This window comes from Desulfoluna spongiiphila, from assembly GCF_900101345.1.
Taxonomy (GTDB): Bacteria; Desulfobacterota; Desulfobacteria; order Desulfobacterales; family Desulfolunaceae; genus Desulfoluna; species Desulfoluna spongiiphila.
In genome coordinates this window covers 76,070-91,477 of sequence record NZ_FMUX01000003.1, presented here as the reverse complement: position 1 = coordinate 91,477, position 15,408 = coordinate 76,070, and the positions used below count along the sequence as shown (strand labels likewise).

The 15,408-nt window shown below is 59.5% G+C and carries 11 protein-coding genes; 6 read left to right on the top strand and 5 right to left on the bottom strand.

Going from position 1 to position 15,408, the window contains the following annotated elements:
• Window positions 1-38: 38 nt before the first annotated feature.
• The 4 genes from prfB to BLQ12_RS05680 all read left to right on the top strand — a co-directional run bounded on the left by prfB (window position 39) and on the right by BLQ12_RS05680 (window position 3,833).
• Window positions 39-1,140 (top strand): peptide chain release factor 2 gene (gene prfB / locus BLQ12_RS05695; protein WP_437438239.1). Its coding sequence is split into 2 segments (ribosomal slippage): window positions 39-95 and window positions 97-1,140, totalling 1,101 coding nucleotides; the frame shifts between segments, so codons are not numbered across the junction.
• Complete coding sequence (locus BLQ12_RS05690; protein ID WP_175469528.1) at window positions 1,137-1,685, top strand: HD domain-containing protein; 549 nt, start codon at window positions 1,137-1,139, stop codon at window positions 1,683-1,685. Before prfB ends, BLQ12_RS05690 begins: the two co-directional genes overlap by 4 nt.
• Window positions 1,686-2,077: 392 nt before the next feature.
• Window positions 2,078-3,037, top strand: a complete 960-nt coding sequence (gene thiL / locus BLQ12_RS05685; RefSeq protein ID WP_092209163.1) for a thiamine-phosphate kinase — start codon at window positions 2,078-2,080, stop codon at window positions 3,035-3,037.
• A gap of 16 nt (window positions 3,038-3,053) precedes the next feature.
• Window positions 3,054-3,833 (top strand): TatD family hydrolase, encoded by a 780-nt coding sequence (locus BLQ12_RS05680; protein WP_092209636.1) that lies wholly within the window; start codon window positions 3,054-3,056, stop codon window positions 3,831-3,833.
• 710 nt (window positions 3,834-4,543) lie between these two features.
• On the opposite strand, the gene BLQ12_RS05675 is transcribed toward BLQ12_RS05680, so the two are convergent.
• From BLQ12_RS05675 to BLQ12_RS05660, 4 genes are all read right to left on the bottom strand, one after another.
• Window positions 4,544-6,091 carry an amidohydrolase family protein gene (locus BLQ12_RS05675; RefSeq protein ID WP_092209161.1) on the bottom strand — a complete coding sequence of 516 codons (1,548 nt, stop codon included), beginning with the start codon at window positions 6,089-6,091 and terminating at the stop codon, window positions 4,544-4,546.
• 48 nt (window positions 6,092-6,139) lie between these two features.
• Window positions 6,140-6,904, bottom strand: a complete 765-nt coding sequence (locus tag BLQ12_RS05670; protein ID WP_139163870.1) for a hypothetical protein — start codon at window positions 6,902-6,904, stop codon at window positions 6,140-6,142.
• A 193-nt stretch (window positions 6,905-7,097) separates the two neighbouring features.
• Window positions 7,098-7,619, bottom strand: a complete 522-nt coding sequence (locus BLQ12_RS05665) for a hypothetical protein (RefSeq protein WP_092209157.1) — start codon at window positions 7,617-7,619, stop codon at window positions 7,098-7,100.
• A 376-nt stretch (window positions 7,620-7,995) separates the two neighbouring features.
• Window positions 7,996-8,949, bottom strand: coding sequence for an AEC family transporter (locus tag BLQ12_RS05660; protein WP_175469527.1), 954 nt, complete (start codon window positions 8,947-8,949; stop codon window positions 7,996-7,998).
• A 460-nt stretch (window positions 8,950-9,409) separates the two neighbouring features.
• Here BLQ12_RS05660 and BLQ12_RS05655 point away from each other — a divergent pair, with 460 nt between their 5' ends.
• Entirely contained in the window at window positions 9,410-10,330 is a 921-nt protein-coding gene (locus BLQ12_RS05655; protein WP_092209153.1) for a molybdopterin-dependent oxidoreductase, read from the top strand.
• A 9-nt stretch (window positions 10,331-10,339) separates the two neighbouring features.
• Complete coding sequence (locus BLQ12_RS05650) at window positions 10,340-12,976, top strand: hybrid sensor histidine kinase/response regulator (RefSeq protein WP_092209151.1); 2,637 nt, start codon at window positions 10,340-10,342, stop codon at window positions 12,974-12,976.
• Window positions 12,977-13,122: 146 nt separating this feature from the next.
• Here BLQ12_RS05650 and BLQ12_RS05645 read toward each other — a convergent pair whose 3' ends face one another.
• A complete protein-coding gene (locus tag BLQ12_RS05645; RefSeq protein WP_092209149.1) occupies window positions 13,123-15,189 on the bottom strand; it encodes a methyl-accepting chemotaxis protein in 2,067 nt (688 codons plus the stop codon).
• Between the last annotated feature and the right edge of the window lie 219 nt (window positions 15,190-15,408).

Sequence of the window (15,408 nt, the reverse complement as noted above, 5' to 3'; positions counted from 1 at the left end):
ATCACGACTTTGACGGCAAGCCTTTAAGGAGAAATAACATGTCAATTGAGTTGAAGCAGGCATTTCGAGAGTTCAGTACTCGCCTGGGACAGCTGGGAGGTTGTCTTTGACCTGCCTGGCAAAGAATTCCGACTGAAAGAACTTGAAGCCCAGGTGTCCCACAAGGACTTCTGGAACAATCCCGACGCCACCACCGACGTTCTTAAGGAACGCTCCTGCCTGACAACCCTTTTTTCCAATTGGAACGAGCTTACAAAGGACATCGAAGACGGTGAACTCCTGCTGGAGCTTGCCATGGAAGAGGGGGACGAGGAGACCCTTGAGGAGGTCGCGCGCCAGGCCGAAGGGATTGACAAGCGATTGAAGAGCCTCTCTGTTGAGATGATGCTCGATGGAAAAGATGACGATCGAAACGCCATCGTATCCATCAACCCCGGCGCAGGGGGCACCGACTCCCAGGACTGGGCCGAGATGCTGCTGCGTATGTACACGAGATGGTGCGAGCACAAGGGGTTCAAGGTGACCATGGTGGACTACCAGCCCGGTGACGAAGCCGGCATCAAGGGGGCCACCTTTACGGTGACAGGAACCAATGCCTTCGGTTACCTGAAGGTGGAGAGCGGTGTGCACCGGCTGGTGCGGATCTCTCCCTTTAACGCCAACGGCAAGCGCCAGACTTCCTTTTCGTCTGTTTTTGTCTGTCCCGAGGTGGACAACGAAATCGTCATCGACGTTCAGGAGAAAGACCTGCGGGTGGATGTCTTCCGAGCCAGCGGTGCCGGTGGTCAGCACGTCAACAAGACGAGCAGCGCCGTGCGCATCACCCATATCCCCACGGGGATCGTGGTGCAGTGTCAGCAGGAGTCCTCCCAGCATCGCAACCGCGAGATCGCCATGAGCGTGCTGCGGTCCCGCCTCTACCAGGTGGAGATGCAGAAGGTGGAGTCCGAGATGCAGGAGATGCACGACAACAAAGACGAGATCTCCTGGGGCAGCCAGATCCGCTCGTATGTGATGCACCCTTACCAGATGGTGAAAGACCACCGCACCGAAGAGGAGTCCGGCAACATCAAGGCCGTCATGGACGGCGCCCTGGATCCCTTTATCGAATCGGCCCTGATGGCGAGGCGCAAGCGATGAGCCTGAACGTGGATGCCATTTTAAAGGCCCACTACGGCAACGGGCCGGAAGCCCTTGATGTGCTTTTGGCCCACAGCCGTTGCGTGGCGGAAAAAGCTCTTTCCGTCGCCCATCGGGTGGCCCACCTGGAACCGGACCTTGGGTTTATTGCCGAGGCGGCCATGCTCCACGACATCGGCATGATCCACACCTGGGCGCCGGGGATCGGGTGCCGGGGGGAGGCCCCCTATATCCGCCACGGCGTCATTGGTGCCGAGATGCTTCTGAAAGAGGGGCTCCCCGGCCATGCCCGCGTCTGCGAGCGCCATACCGGGGCCGGACTCACCGCCGAAGAGATCATCGACGCCGATCTTCCCCTGCCCCACCGGGACCTGCAGCCCGAAACCCTGGAAGAGAAAATCATCTGCTACGCCGATAAATTTTTTTCCAAGAACCCCGACACCCTGACCGTGGAAAAATCCATGGACAAGGTGCGACGCCTCATGGCCCGTTACGGCGACAACCAGCTCAAGCGGTTTGACGCCATGGCCAGTCTCTTCGACTAAGGTCCGGCGCAAAAATAAAACAGACAAAAAGCGTAACTATTCAGCTCAAAAAAAAAGCCTCCGGCGGCAAGGTGTGCCACCTTGAAAGCTGGTTGCAAATGTGCTTTCCCCTTCGTTCCTCAGGGAAAATCACATTCGCCTTTCATTCAAGGCATGGTGAGGGCATTGTGTTAATTAGCTGTTTGTCAAACTTTTCAAAAGTTTGGCCCCCGGCAGGGCCGCCGGAGGCGTTTTTGACCTGGCTGCCTCCGGCGGCAAGGTGAGTCACCTTGAAAGCTGGTTTTCGCAGCCCTTTAACCCTCGTTCCTCGGGTTGAATCACTGCGGTATTCTCATAGGATTCGTACATTTATTTTTTGCGTGTGCCCTAACCTGATACGAAGGCGCTTCCCAATGAATTCAGACCCAAAAGAAACCGGAGAATTCGGGCTCATTGAGACCCTGGTGAAACGGCGGCCCCCCAGATCGAGCTTGTACCGGCCCTGCCGCGTGGCCGCAGGGGACGATGCAGCCCTCCTGGCCTGGCTTGCCCAACCGGTGATCACCACGGACACCCAGCGGGAAGGGGTGCACTTCAGGCGTGACTGGCAAACCCCCTTTGAGATCGGGTACAAGGCCGTTTCCGTCACCTTAAGCGATCTGGCTGCCTCCTTTGCAAAGCCCGTGGCCCTGTTTGTGAACCTGGGGCTTCCGCCCAAACTCCCCGGAGCCGTGGCCGAAGAGCTCTACGACGGCCTGGGCGCAGCCCTGAAGCGGTATGGGTGCGACCTGGGCGGGGGAAACACCTCCCAGTCGTCCGAACTCTCCCTGGACCTGTTTGCCGTTGGAGAGGGGCAGGGGCGCATGCCCCGCCGATCCGACGCCCAGCCCGGGGACCTCCTGTGCGTCACCGGCCCTTTGGGCCTTGCCAGGGCCGGGCTGCGATGCCTGGAAACGGAAGAGACCCGGTTCCCGGAGCTTCTGAAAGCCTTTAAGGAGCCCGAAGCCCGGTTCGATGCCGCCGAGGTGCTTAGAAAACACCGGGTGCGCTGCGCCATGGACATCAGCGACGGCCTTGCCGGGGATGCCGGGCACCTGGCCCGGGAGTCCGGGGTGAGCTTGGAGTTTCACCTGACAGAGGAGATGGCAGGCGGGGCCCTGGCCGCCTGGTGCGGGGCCACAGGCGAGGACCCCCTCTCGTACATGGCCTCCGGGGGGGAAGAGTACGAGTTGCTTTTTGCCTGCAACCCGGATACCCTTGCGGCCATTGAAGCCGAGTTACCCGGCGTGATGTGCGTGGGCCGCGTGATGGCCCGGTCCGGTTCGCCCCTTTCGGGCCTCCCGGAGGATGCATCCTCTTTTGAACACCGATGAGCAAAGCAACAGCGATATGCGTATTATAGACAGTCATTGTCACCTGGATGACAAGAGTTACCAGGATGACCTGAATGAGGTGGTGGCCCGGGCAGAGGCCGCCGACGTGATCAGGGCCATGGTGGTGGGGGTCTCCGAAGCAAGCTCCAAACGTTGCGCGGCCCTTGCCGACAGTTCCGATTTTTTCTATGCCTCCGTGGGCATCCATCCCCACGACGCCGCCGATACCGACGAGGCCGTCCTGGCCCGTCTGGCCGAGCTGGCCAAAAGCGAAAAAGTCAAAGCCTGGGGCGAATGCGGCCTGGACTTTAACCGCATGTACTCCCCCAGAGACGTGCAGGAGACATGGTTTGTCCGCCAGCTTGAGGTGGCGCAATCCCTCGACCTTCCCCTGATTTTCCACGAGCGGGACACCGACGGTCGGTTTCTGGAGATGCTCTCCACCCACCGATTCGACGGCCTGCGCGGCGTGGTCCACTGCTTCAGCGGTTCCACCCGGGAGATGGAAGCCTACCTGGACATGGGGCTCCATATCGGCGTCACCGGCATCGTCACCATCCAGAAACGGGGGGAACACCTCCGGGAACAGGTCCTTGCCATTCCCCGCGAACGTCTCCTCGTGGAGACCGACGCCCCCTACCTCACCCCCGCACCCCACAAAAACAAGGTCAGGCGAAACGAGCCCGCCTTCGTCCGCGAGGTGCTCTTCAAGCTTGCAGCGGTTCGTGGCGACGACGTGGAACTCCTTGCCGACACCGTCTGGAACAACACCACAGCTCTGTTTGATTTTTCGTGAAAAAAACAGCCTCCGGCGGCAAGGTGGGGGCACCTTGAAACCCTATGGCGAATGCTTGGAGGCCGCCGTTATGCAGGTGCTTTCGGGGCATTCGCGTGAAGGGTGAAATTCGGCCAGCGTCTCTGCAGGAGATGCCCATTTCAGCGTTTTGAAAAACGATTATGGGCTTTCCTGATTCGTTTGATTTTACCGAAATGATTCCAGTTGCGAAGGCAGCAACGCCTTTTAGGTAAAACACCTCGAAAGCTGGGCGCGAATTTTTCCTGTCTTCGCCTGTGATGGATACGGGTATCCCGAGGGGGCAACGCAGGAGCTTTCCCTTCGCTAAAGAGAACACAAAAAAGCCCTGATGATTTTTGCAGATCATCAGGGCTTTTTGCGTGTCGTACCGTGAATTCACCAAAGCCGATGCAACTCACGTGCAAATGTGATTTTTCCCGAGGAACGAGGGACAAAGCGCAAGGGCAATCAGCTTTCGAGGTGGCTCACCTCGCCGCCGGAGGCAGCCAAGTTAAAGATACCTCCGGCGGCCCTGCCGGGGGCTAAACTTTTGCCTGATCTTATAACGACGGGTTTAACAAATAGGTTTTAAACGCAGATTCAGTTTAATCTGAATCAAAGGCGAATGTGATTTTCCCTGAGGAACGAAGGGGAAAACGCATTCGTAACCTGCTTTCAAGGTGGCACACCTTGCCGCCGGAGGCACGCTTTTACGTTTTTTCGTACACGGTGCCGTTTTTGACGATAAGGGTGAGATCGTTTAAGGCGGCGAGGTCTTTTACCGGGTTTTTTGCCATGGTGATGACGTCGGCGCGTTTGCCCGGCGCAAGGGTTCCGGCCTCGTTTTCCATGCCCAGGATGTGCGCGTTGTTTAAGGTGGCGCAGGTGAGGGCTTCGGCGTTGGTAAAGCCCAGGCGGGCCATGCATTGGAGCTCGCGAACGATGGTGCCGTGGTAGTTTAAGGGGACCCCTGCGTCGGTGCCGCAGCCTATGCGGATACCGGCCTCTTTCATGCGCATGAGGTTTTGCCTGCCGTGGGTGAGGATGGGAAGGTACTGGTGGGGGTTGAAGGTGTAATCGCCGCGTGTGTAGAGCTCGGAAAAAGGGTATTTTTGCATGGTCTCCAGCATGGCCAGGTTGGTGTGGTGGATGGCGGGCTCCACGTCCGCTTCGGTGACGGAGGCCAGGTAGGCCTCCCGGATGGGGGCTTCCAGGTAGGCCCTTCGGGAGAGGAGGCCTTTGGGGATGGGTTCGGCGAGATCCAGGAGGGTGTAGAGGTTGGCCAGGATGGTGGTGGGGACCACGGAGACCTTTTTATCGACCATTTTCTGCAGGGTGGTTTCGTCCAGGGGGCCGTCGGAGACGGTGTGTTCCAGGGAGTGGATGGGGTAGGCAAGGGCCCGGCGCACGCCGAACCGGCGCATGGCGTGGCCTGCCACGGGTTTGCCGGCGGCATCGGCCAGGCGGAAAATGGCGGGCAGTGCATCGTCGCTGTAGCGGTTGATGGAGGGTTTGCCGGCGATGAGGGAGGTGTTGTCCAGGGTGATCTTGACAAAGTCGGCATTTCGGCAGTTGGCCTCAAAGGCCGAGGCCAGCTCTTCCTCCTTGAACGCCACGGTGGGGGCGCCCGTGAAGAGGCTGCCCATGGCCGCGAGCCAGGAGACATCGGAGGGGGTGATGTCGGGATGGCCCCCGTCCACGTTGAATATGGCGTTGCAGGTGATCACATCGGGTCCGGCCAGCTCGCCTTTTTCCACCTCGCGGACCAGTGTGTGCAGGAGCGGGGGCATGGCGCCCATGTCCCGGACCCGGGTGACCCCGGAGGCGAGTTGGTTTTCGAAATTTCGCCTGAGCTGTCGCCAGGTGGCCGGCCCCAGCAGGGGGGAGAAGCTTGCGGCCGAGGGGAGGGTCATGTGGCAGTGGGCGTCCATCAGGCCGGGGAGGAGGTACTCTCCGGCCAGGTCGATGCGTCGGGCCTCCATGCCGGAAAAGGGCTTGTCCGGACCGGCATAAACAATGCGCCCGTCCTCAATCAGCAGGGACCAGCCCGGGGTGACGCGGCCGTCGGGCAGGGAGACAAGCCGCCCGTTGCCAAAAAGGGTCCGGGGAGGCAACGGTTCCCCGGTGGCGTCAGGGATGATCACGGGTTTTCGCCCGGCACACCCGGTTGCTGCCATGGAACCTGCAATGGCGGCGGCAGATGTGCTTTTTAAGAAATCTCTTCGTGATAATCTGTTGATGAACGGCGATTTAGCCATGGCGGATTCCACCTTCTCAAGGGTGTTCAGAGATAGGACCCCGGATAATTATGGCTGAAACACCGAGGTGGCCCCCTTGTATCCGTAGGCAACGGTGGTGGCTCTGGCGTGTTCGTCTTCGATGAGGATGGCGCCGTTGACCGGAATGGAGCTGTGGCTCAGGCTGCGACCGCTGGAGGTGATGCCTGCAACGGAGAGGGTGTATCGGTGAGAAAAACAGCTGGGGGTGCGGATATACGTCCCGTCGTAGGCCTGGCGTTCGGCCTCCCCCACACGGACCGTGGATCCGGCCAGTGCGCTGTCGGTCATGGTCCGGGCCATGGCCAGGAGTTCAGGGGGCATTTCGGTGACGGGGCCGTCGCCCTCGCGGGTGAGGACCCGGGTGATACGGAGCCGGTTCGCAACCCGGTCGTATTCGTCCCGGGTGTAGGAGAGGCTCCCTGATACCGGGTAGTTTTCGAAGGTGACCTGGCTGTGGAGGGGACGGGCGTCATCCGAGGCGGAGCGGCTCTCCGTTTCCATGACGACGGTGGTGCCGTCAACGGAGATGACTTTTGTGGTGGTCAGGGAGACGTTTTTATCGCCGCCCAGGGTTTCCTGGAGGACCGTAATCCACTGTCCTTTTTTCAGGCCCATACGGCGATTTTTGGATCGTCCCAGTTCCCGGGCTTCGGGAAAGGCCATGGCGTCAACCATGTCGTAAATCACCTGCCGCTTTTTCATGGAAACCTCGGGCATGAGATTCATGAGGGTGGTGCAGGAGGTCACAAGAAAAAGGGCCGGTACGAAAAAGGCAAGCGTGCGCATCTTCATGGTATGGGCTCCCCTCTGGGTGTGCGGACGGATTTTTTGTGTGTGGCAAACGGTCAGGGCTGTGATGATTCGAAGGTACCAGAGAACAGCAGGAGAATCAACGGCTTCCATGGGGAGGGACCATCGGGGGGAGCCGGTGTGAAAGGGCCTTGGGAGGACGCATCATGGGGCTGTGCGTCCCTTTGTCCTGGCGTCAGTGCGCCTTGCCCGACTGCGCATCAAGGGTGTCGATCATGTCCAGGCAGCTCTGGCGGAATTCGGTGTAGTCGGCAAGGGACATGTCCCCGGTGAGAATCCATTCCAGGGCGTAGTTGAACCCCAGGTAGTCGTAGGTGTAAATGCCGTAACCCTCGCGCAGGGCGTCGATGCTCTTTCGGCACATGAAGGCAAGGCAGATGGGGCTTTTGCAGGTAGGCAGGACGCAGCCGGTGTCGGTGTGGTACTCGCAGGGGCTCACCAGGCTGGAGTTTTTTACACCCTCGGGCTTGCCGTAGAGGCGTTCCCGTTCTTCCCTCAGCAGGTCAAAGCTGGGATGGTCCAGGTCGTAGACCTTGTAGTATTTGTCCTTGCAGCAGGCAGCAAAGGGCTGGTTGCCGTTTCGCTCCAATTCGGGCAGGACGCATCCCTTCAGGCAAAAATCAAAGATCCCGAAAAAACGGTTCAGGATCGTTTCCATCTCCAGGTACCGGGCCAGGTTGTCCTGTGCACTCTCCATCCATTCCTCCTTGCAGTCGTCACAACCCGTCTCTTTTAGCGCAATCCCGGCCTGCTGGCAAGGGCAGCCGGTGACGCCCGCAGGGCGAATGCCTTCAGGGGGCTCTGCAAAAACAAATCATCCAAGGGCGATGCTTTCTATGATTAAAGCCGGGTTAATCACAGATCCACAGAGGGCTCAGGACAAAACAAAAGCAATGCCTCCGGCGGCGAGGTGTGCCACCTCGAAAGCAGATTGCGAATGCGTTTTGTCCCTCGTTCCTCGGGCCAAATCACATCCGCCTTTAAAAAGTTTATTCAAAAAGAGCCATTAAGACCTGTTTGTCAAACTTTTTAAAAGTTTGGCCCCGGCAGGGCCGCCGGAGGCGTTTTTGCGTTTAAAGGGGCGCGGCCAGGGTGAGCCAGAAGGGGATGGCGAGCAGGCAGACGGCGTAGCAGACCAGCATGGCGCCCCCGATTATCTCTGTGCGGCCGTTGTAGGCACGGGCCTGGAGGATGAGATTGGTGGCCGGTGCGGCGGAGGCCTGGATCATGAAGAGGGAGGCGATCAGGTGGCTGTGGTCCGCCAGGTTGAAGGCAGAGATGCACCCCCAGGTGGCAAGGGGGATGAGGGCGAATTTGATGCTCGTCAGGCCAAGGAGGCGGTGCCAGGGGGGCAGGCTCTTCAGGCGCACCTCCCCCAGGGTTGCTCCGAGGATGAAGGTGGCAAGGGGGATGGTGGCGCTGCCCAGAAGGCTTGTTGCATCCAAGGCAAGGGAGGGCACATGGGGCGAGAGCCCAGAAAGGGCGATGGTGATCCCGGCCAGGCTGGCCACAAGGGGCGGGTTGACCATCTCCTTGAGGCGGATTTTGCCCTTGCCCCCCACCAGCCGTACACCGAAGCTCCAGTGAATGGGGGTGTTTCCGATGACAAAGAGAAAGCAGTAGGCGGCGAAGGTGTCAAAGGTCGTCGGAAAAAGGGCCTGGCCCACGGGCAGGACCAGGTAGGCGGAGTTCTGGATGCCGCACATGGCGATGAGCTCCGGGTGGTGGCGTGTGGTGCGTCCGAAGAGGAGCCATCCGAAAAAAAGGCCCCCTAGGTTCATGGCCATGGAGGCCAGGGGAAGGACCCACCACAGGGGGGTGGAGGCCGTGTCGAGTCGCGTGATCAGCGAGGTGAGGATCAGGCAGGGGAGCAGGACATGGATGGTGATGCGGGACAGGGTGTCGATGTCTTCGGAACGAATGACCCTGCGCCTCACGAGGAACCCTGCAAACAGGGCAACGACCACGATGCGAAGCATGGAGAAAAAAACGGTCTGGAATCCGGCGGCAAACAAAGGGGGTATCATGGGGCTCCTTGGTCGGCGTGGTTGTCTGGCAAATCCCTGCATGTTGTTATGGATGAGGGCAACCCTACCGCGCATCTCGTCGATGGTCAACCAAAGGGCGCGGTGGCCACGATAAAGACCACTGAACGGATAGTGCTGGAACGATTCTGGTCTTCTCCCGATTAAAATTAACGGTGGGGTGTGTCACCTTGAAGGCTGCTTGCGAATGCGCTTTCCCCCCTGTTTCTCGGGGAAAATCACATTCGTTTTCATTCAGGCTATGTAGGAGAAATGTTGGCAGATTGCTGTTTGTCAAACTTTTCGCAAGTTTGGCCCCCGGAAGGGCCGCCGGAGGCTATTTTGAACGGAATGGTTACATAGGGTTTAACTATTCGCCCGTGACGTCCGATACGTTTTTCTAGACGTGTATTTTCTATGACATGAGGCCCCCAATGTTATTTTAACCCACCATGGTGAGGACATGACCGTGCGATCCGGCTCCTTTTATTTTTGTGTGTGTGCATGGCTGCTTTTTACCAGCGCCCCTTTCCTCTCGGCGGAGGCCTCCCATACCGGGAGCATCAAGGTCATGGGCACAGGAAAGGGGAACGCCCTTGCGTCCATTGCTCTGGATGCCTGTGCGGGTGAGGTGGTGACCGTCACCTCGGTGGACCCCAACTTTGGTTCGGACGGTGCCTTTCGGTACACGGGGGTCCCCCTCCAGGCGATTCTCAAGCGGGCAGGGGTGTCGGGCATGAAGGGCATTACGCTGGTGGGCCGCGATCAATACACGGTGTATCTGCCTGCCGGACTTGCGGCAAACCCAGACGTGATCATTGCCTCAGAGCGGGACGGAAACCCCCTCAGCCAGTACCTCGGAGGGCCCCTGAAGCTTCTGTTTCCCCCGGATTTGAAGATGCATCAGAGTGCCTACTGCTGGTACGTGGAGACGCTGATTCCGGATTACGTGGACAATCCCGGGGTGACGGTTACCGTCGGTGGCAGGACAACACGGTATGCCCTCTCCGATCTGGATGCCCTTCGCCCGGAGCACAAGACCCTTTATCTCTCCATTCCCTTGGGGTACCGCTGGGACCTGCCGAAGCTGAAACAGCCGTGCCGGGTGACGGCCATTCCTTTGGGGGCGCTTTTTGACGGAGAGGACGTCACCGGGAAAAAACTCACCCTGACCCCCTTTTCGGGGCGCCCCATGACCTTGCCCGTGGCGCCCATCCTCTCCTGTGAGGTGATGCTGGTTTACCGCATCAACGATCAGCCGATCCACCCGGCGCTGGGCGGCCCTTTTTCCGTCTACTTTCCCGTCATGAGCTGCGGGGAGCTCGAAGGCATTGCCCCGGAGACGGCCTCACTCTTTTTTTTACATGAAATCTCCGTGGATTAGGAGCAGTTTATGGCGTTTCACATGCGGTTGCAGACCAAGCTTCTGGTCGTGGTGAGTGTGCTTGTTCTGGGGGTGGTGCTTGTCACCTCGGGCCTGGTGACCTATTCCCAGAAGAAACGGGCCACCGAGTCCACCTACCGGCTCATGGAACGGGATGCGAGGTACCTGTCCCGTCGCATCAGCCACAACATTTACAACTCCAACTGGCGGACGATTCAAATTACCCTGGACATGGCCCTGCAGTCCAACGGGGACATGCTGTACTACGCCATCCACGACAAGGACGACCGGATCTTGTTCTCGTCGGATACGAAAAGCGTGGGGACCTGGCAGCCGGGGTGCATTGCTGAGGCGCCGCAATCCGAGGAGTCGGTGCGCTATCGCTCCAACGAGTTTACCGTGCGGGAGCTGCCCCTTTCAGAGCCCGTCGCTTACAAGGGAGCCCCCCGGGGTGCCAAAGGGGAGGTGGTGTTTGACACCTGCATGAAGGTGAGCTACATCGGGCGGCCCATCGGCTGCCTGAGGGTGGGCTACTCGACCCGGGAGCTGTCGGCCCATATCCAAAAGAGCGCCACGGATGTCCTGGCGGGGGGGGCGGCCATCCTGCTGACCGTCATTCCGGGGCTCCTGATCCTGATCCGCATCAGCATTGCCCCGCTGGGCCGTCTCAACCGAAATCTCCTGCTGCTGAGGAAACGGGCGGAGACGGAATCCATCGGTAAAGTGCTGGGGAGCGTGGACATTGATGAGATCTCAGATGGCTCCACCACCACGGAAATTCGCGAACTCTCTCTCTCCTTCGGGGCCCTCAGCGGGATGCTGGTGGAGAACTGGCAGCAGCTGGAGGCCCAGCAGTACAACCTGGAGATGAACGTGACGCGGCGTACCGGGGCCCTGCGCAAGGCCAACCGGGCGCTGCTAAGAGAGATCGCGGAGAAGAAAGAAGCCGAAGAGAAACTGCGGGTAAAAAACTCCCTGATGGAGGCTCTGCACGACACCACCCTGGACCTGATGCGTCACCTGGAGTTCAACGAACTCCTGGAGCTTCTTCTCAGGCGGGCCGGCGGGCTCATGTCCATGGAGAGCGGGTATTATTTTGAGTACAGGGAGTCCACCCGTCAGCTTTATCCCATTGTCACCTCCGGACGTTTTGAGGAGGTACCCAAGCTGCCCACCCGCATCGGGGAGGGGCTGGTGGGGCGCGTGTGGGAGACGGATCGTCCCCTGTACGTGGAAGACTACAAAACATGGAGCGGGCGGGTCAAGGGCCACCCCGGCCTGGAGTCCCTGGGGGCGTCTGTGGCCGTGCCCATACGCCTGGAAGGCAACGTGGGAGGGGTCATGGGCCTTGCCCAGTTCGGCGACGAGTTTGAGATGGAAGAGACAGCCATGGGGGTCCTTGCCCGCTTTGCGGAGCTGGCCTCCATCGCCTTGAACAATGCCATGATGCACAGCAAGCTCCAGGGGGAACTCGACGAGAGGCGCCGCGTGGAAAAGGAGAAGGACCGGTTGTTCCAGCACCTCCTCCAGGCCCAGAAGCTGGAGGCCATCGGAACCCTGGCCGGCGGCATTGCCCACGATATCAACAACCTTCTCATGGCTGTCCAGGGCAACATCTCCCTGATCATGAGCCTGACCAGCCCCGGGGACATTGTCCACAAGCGCGGCGGAAAAATCGAGGAGCTGGTGGCCAGCGGCTCCGCCCTTACCAGCCAGCTCCTGGGTTTTGCCCGGGGGGGGCGGTACCATGTGCGGCCGGAGAGCGTGAACACCGTGGTGAAAAGCAGCCTCTCCATGTTCGGGCGGACCCGAAAAGGGATCATGATCTCGGAATCCCTGGCCGAGTGGCTTCCCAATGTGGAGATCGACCGGACCCAGATGGAGCAGGTGCTCCTGAACCTCTACTTGAACGCCTCCCACGCCATGCCGGACGGGGGACGCATCCGCATCGAAACGGGGATGACGGACCTGGACGACAAACTGGCCGCCGCCTTTAACCTTAAATCCGGGGCCTACGTGACGGTTGCGGTCTCCGACACCGGTGTGGGCATGGACAAGAGCACCCAGAGCAAGATCTTCGATCCCTTTTTCACCACCCGGGAGATGGGGCGGGGCACGGGCCTGGGCCTGGCGTCGGCGTACGGCATCGTCAAGAACCACAAAGGGGCCATCACCGTGACAAGCGAGAAGGGCCGGGGGGCCTGTTTCACCATCCATCTGCCCGCCACCGCCAAACCCTGCTGGGAGGATGAAGCTTCGCCCCTTGCGATACACAGCGGCGAAGGGACGGTGCTGGTGGTGGACGATGAACCGGAAATCCGGGAGGTGGTAAAGACCATGCTCAAGGGCTTGGGATACCTCTGCCTGGAGGCGGAGAACAGCAGTCAGTGCGTCTCGGTCTATCGGGAAAAGGCCCGGGATATCGACCTGGTGCTCCTGGACGTGGTGATGCCCGATGCCGGAGGAGATATTGCCTATCAGGCCATGAAAAAGATCAACCCCGAGGTGCGGGTGATCCTCTGCAGCGGGTACAGCCTGGAAGGGCGCGCGGAAAAAATGATTGAGGCGGGGTGCAACGGGTTTATCCAGAAGCCCTTTACCATGGAGGTCCTCTCCACGGAGATCCACCGGGTGATGGAAGGGTAAGCAGGGGGCGCGAATGCTCCCGACCTTCGGTTCTCAGGTCCATCACATTCGCTGACGGGTTGTGTAGCGATGATATGTGAATACAAAAGCCCGCAGGGTATAAAACCCTTCGGGCTTTTGCGTTGTAACTCTTGTTGGGCCTTTGGTTAAATCTTAAAGCGTCCCACCAGGCCGTTTAAGGCCTCGGCCATGGCTTTAAGTTCCCGGGCGCTCTCTTCGACCTTGTGACTGCCGTCGGAGATCTCGCTGGAGGCGTTGTTGAGGTTGCCCATGTCCCGGTTGATGGCGTCGGCGGCTGTGGCGCACTGGCCCACGTTGTCGTTGACTTCTCCCACACCGGCTGAGGCCTGGCCGATGTTTGCGGAAATTTCGCTGGTGGCGACGGACTGCTCTTCCACGGCTGCTGCGATGCCCCCCACGATGTCATTGACGTTTTTGATGACTCCCAGGATGGCGTTGATCTTCTCCACGGAGACGTTGGTTTTTTCCTGGACGCTGTGGATGTTTCCCCGGATCTCAAGGGTTGCCGCAGCGGTCTGCCCGGCCAGGTCCTTGATCTCGCCTGCCACCACGGCAAAACCTTTTCCGGCCTCTCCGGCCCGGGCCGCCTCGATGGTGGCGTTCAAGGCCAGGAGGTTGGTCTGTTCTGAGATCTCGGTGATGGTGTCCGTGACCTTGCCGATTTCGTCCACGGCGTTGCCCAGGCTGTTCATGAGCTCCGCCGTTTCCATGGCATCGGAGAGGGCTCCGTCGGATACGGACCGGGCGTTTTCTGAGTTGGCGGCAATTTCGCCGATGGTGGCGGTCATCTCTTCGGCGGAGGCGGCCACGTTGTTGATGTTGGCCGTGGATTGCTCCATGGCCGAAGCAATGGTGGCAAGGTTCATGGCCATGTTTCCGGCCTCTTCCCCCACCTGGGAAGCGAGGCTGTGGGTTTCGTCGGAAGATGCGGACAGGGAGCCCGAGATGGTGAGGAGCTCTCCGGAGGAGCTGTCCACGGAGACGGCATTTCCCTTGACGTCCCCGATGATGGTCTGAAGGTCGGCCATGAAGGTGTTGAACCAGCCGGAAAGTTCCCCCACCTCATCTTTGGACTGGACCTCCAGGCGCTGGGTGAGGTCTCCGTCGCCTTTGGCGATCTCTTCGAGCAGGGAGGCGCTCCGGCGCAGGGGCTTGGCAATGGAGCCCGCCACCCAGATCACCACAGCGGTGAGGAGAACAAAGGCAGCCACCCCGATGCCCACGATGAGCCAGCCGATGGCGTTGGCTTCGGCCATGACCTGGGCCATGGGGATGTTGACCAGAAAGGACCAGGGCGTGTCCTGGCCTTCAAAGGGAATGGGGGCGAAGATGCGGACGATGTCGGTGTTGAGGTCCCGGGACATCGCCTCGAACTCAAAGGGTTGCCCGTTTTGGATGGCTTTTTTTGCGGCCATCCAGTTTTCAGACGAGCCGGAGCTTTTACCGTGCTTGGCCTGGTTGATCTGGTGGGCCACGTAGGTGCCGTCGTTGGCGATGACCGAGGTGTAGCCGGAGCCGAAGGGGTTCAGTCCTTTGATGAGTTCTGAAAAGATGGAGAGTTTTACGTCCACCCCGCAGACGCCGACGGCCTTGCCCTCAAATTCGATGGGCACGCACAGGCTGATGATGGCCTCCTTGCTGCCCTGGACCTCATAGAGGTACGGCGGGGTCATGGTTTCACGGCCGGTGCGCAAGGGAACGAGGTAGTAGTCTCCTTCGCCTTCTTTGTCGTAATTGACCAGGGGAGTGACGGCCAGGGTGTCTCCGTTGCGGTACCAGTAGGGGACGAAGCGGCCTGTGGCGTCGTGGCCTTCCTTGTTTTCGAAGGCGGCGTCCAGGTCATCCAGGGCATTGGGTTCCCAGGCGGTCCAGACAGCCAGGAGCTCCGGGTTGTTCTCCAGCACCTCGGTCATGATCTGGTTGAGGGCCTCTCGGGGGTTGAAGCTGCCCGCTTTTTTAAAGGCCTCCATGGTCTCGGAGAGGGCCCTTACCGTGTTGAAGGAGGCGTCGACCTTTCCGGAAATGACAGCGCTGTACCGGGCGGCGATCTCCTGGCCCTGGGCGATGGCTGCGTGATGGGCAGAGCTGCGTACTTTCAAGGTTACAGCTGTGATGGTGATGAAGTAGGAAAGAAAAGCAATGGTGGAAATGGCAAGGATCAGCTTGCCGCGAAGTTTTATGTCCCTGAACATCCGCAGAACTCCAGTTTGATGTTGTTAAAGAGGTTGATACCTATACACATCGGATGAAGGGGCGACTGAGTTTAGGGAGATCACATAAAATATTTGATAAAATTGATCGCCACCAGCCAGGGAACCATGGCCGTTTTTTTTATTCAATGGCAAGTCGGTATCTGAAAATGCGGGCCTTTTCAGGCACAGGAGGGGTTTTCAGGTGACCGGGGGCTTTTT

What these genes read in the sequence shown, in the direction of transcription:
- BLQ12_RS05690 (WP_175469528.1), top strand. Translation starts at nt 1,137, where the DNA reads ATGAGCCTGAACGTGGATGCCATTTTAAAGGCCCACTACGGCAACGGG.
- thiL (WP_092209163.1), top strand. Translation starts at nt 2,078, where the DNA reads ATGAATTCAGACCCAAAAGAAACCGGAGAATTCGGGCTCATTGAGACC.
- BLQ12_RS05680 (WP_092209636.1), top strand. Translation starts at nt 3,054, where the DNA reads ATGCGTATTATAGACAGTCATTGTCACCTGGATGACAAGAGTTACCAG.
- BLQ12_RS05675 (WP_092209161.1), bottom strand. Translation starts at nt 6,091, where the DNA reads ATGGCTAAATCGCCGTTCATCAACAGATTATCACGAAGAGATTTCTTA.
- BLQ12_RS05670 (WP_139163870.1), bottom strand. Translation starts at nt 6,904, where the DNA reads ATGAAGATGCGCACGCTTGCCTTTTTCGTACCGGCCCTTTTTCTTGTG.
- BLQ12_RS05665 (WP_092209157.1), bottom strand. Translation starts at nt 7,619, where the DNA reads ATGGAGAGTGCACAGGACAACCTGGCCCGGTACCTGGAGATGGAAACG.
- BLQ12_RS05660 (WP_175469527.1), bottom strand. Translation starts at nt 8,949, where the DNA reads ATGATACCCCCTTTGTTTGCCGCCGGATTCCAGACCGTTTTTTTCTCC.
- BLQ12_RS05655 (WP_092209153.1), top strand. Translation starts at nt 9,410, where the DNA reads ATGACCGTGCGATCCGGCTCCTTTTATTTTTGTGTGTGTGCATGGCTG.
- BLQ12_RS05650 (WP_092209151.1), top strand. Translation starts at nt 10,340, where the DNA reads ATGGCGTTTCACATGCGGTTGCAGACCAAGCTTCTGGTCGTGGTGAGT.
- BLQ12_RS05645 (WP_092209149.1), bottom strand. Translation starts at nt 15,189, where the DNA reads ATGTTCAGGGACATAAAACTTCGCGGCAAGCTGATCCTTGCCATTTCC.